The organism is Dietzia sp. SYD-A1, assembly GCF_015356725.1.
In the GTDB taxonomy this organism is placed as follows: Bacteria; Actinomycetota; Actinomycetes; order Mycobacteriales; family Mycobacteriaceae; genus Dietzia.
The window spans coordinates 1-1,323 of record NZ_JADDKI010000330.1 but is presented as its reverse complement, the minus strand read 5'-3'; the positions used below and the strand labels follow the sequence as shown (position 1 = coordinate 1,323).

Annotated in this window: 2 protein-coding genes; one reads left to right on the top strand and one right to left on the bottom strand. The window is 71.2% G+C overall.

What is annotated here, in order from left to right; all coding sequences use genetic code 11:
* Positions 1-672 (bottom strand): hypothetical protein (locus IY392_RS13050; protein WP_194861445.1); only part of this gene is annotated, 672 nt, incomplete at its 3' end.
* 176 nt (positions 673-848) lie between these two features.
* Between IY392_RS13050 and IY392_RS13045 the strand changes: the two genes are divergently transcribed.
* Positions 849-1,323, top strand: a 475-nt coding sequence (locus IY392_RS13045; protein WP_194861444.1) for a Type 1 glutamine amidotransferase-like domain-containing protein, incomplete at its 3' end; no start/stop codon positions are given.

Here is a 1,323-nt window from a genome sequence, read left to right as displayed (position 1 = left end):
GGCTGGGGGTATCGGTCCGGCGTCGTGGATCGGGTCGAAGAACGTGGACGTGCTGCCGTGCTCGCCGGTCTGCCAGGAGAGTGCGAAGCGGCCGTCCGACTCGGGGGAGAGGAAGAACCGGGGAGGCTCGGGGACCGACCACGACGAGTACCGGGCGCTCCAGCCCCGGTCGGTCCGTGACCCGATGTGCACCGATGCCGGCCGGTTCCCGGCGGAGTCGGCGCCGAGCGCGAGGCCGAAGCGGTCGCCTACGCAGACGACCACGGCCTCGGTTCCCTGGTCGTCGACCCCTCGGGCCTCCCACACCGGGCCGGGCTCGTCGGGGCAGCGCTGCCAGAGTTCGACGTAGTCGAGTTGCCGGCCCACCTCCAGCAGGCCCCACCCCGGCACGTCGAAGAGTTGCCCGATGTCGGCGGAGCCGAAGGCCTCCCCGGCGGCGATGGCGTGGACCCATTCGAACTCGCCGGTGGCCGGGTCCGTGCACTCGAGTTCTCCGGCGAACCCCATGCGGAAGTGCGTCGCGCCTGCGGCGTCGGTGGAGAACCGCGCGTCGCAGAAGTACTGGTCACCCTGGATCCAGACGACGTCCGAGCACTGGTCGGGGACGGAGTCGCGGGAGTGGAACAGGTGGCGCCGGTAGGCCGCGGGGGCCGGGCGCGGGGCGGGTTCCATAGGACTCCTTCAAATCGATCACTTGATCGGAAGTAGTCAAACGGTGGTGCGTTGCCGCGCTGTTACGTAGGCGTCAAAGGATGAGAAATTGGGTGATCACCGCTGGGCGCGTGCCGGTCGTCCCGGCGCCGGCGACACACCGCGAAGCGCCCGCGATCAGCTCGTAGAGTGGCGCCATGAACCTGCTCCTGCTGTCCCTCGGCGTGGGCGCCGTCCCCGACTTCCTCGCCGAGCACGTGAACCGTCCCGCACCCGTGGTGCGCATCGGATTTCTGAACGATGCCGCCAGCCCGTACGCGGGGGCCGGGTTCGTGGCCGCGGAACGCGCGCAGTTGGCGGACCTGGGGTACGTCCTGACCGACCTCACCGCCGCCGATATCGACGACCCGCGTGAGTTCGCCGCCCTGCTCGACGGGCTCGACGCCCTGTACGTCGCCGGCGGCAACACCTTCGTGCTCCTGGCGGCGCTGCGCCGACACGGCGCGGATGCGGCCGTGGTCGAGCGGGTGCGGGCGGGGCTGCCCTACATCGGCTCGAGCGCCGGATCGGTCGTCGCCGGACCCGGCATCGAGCCGGTCAGCCTCATGGACGACCCCTCCGCCGCCCCCGACCTCGCCGACCGCAGCGGACTCGGACTGGTCGACACCGTGG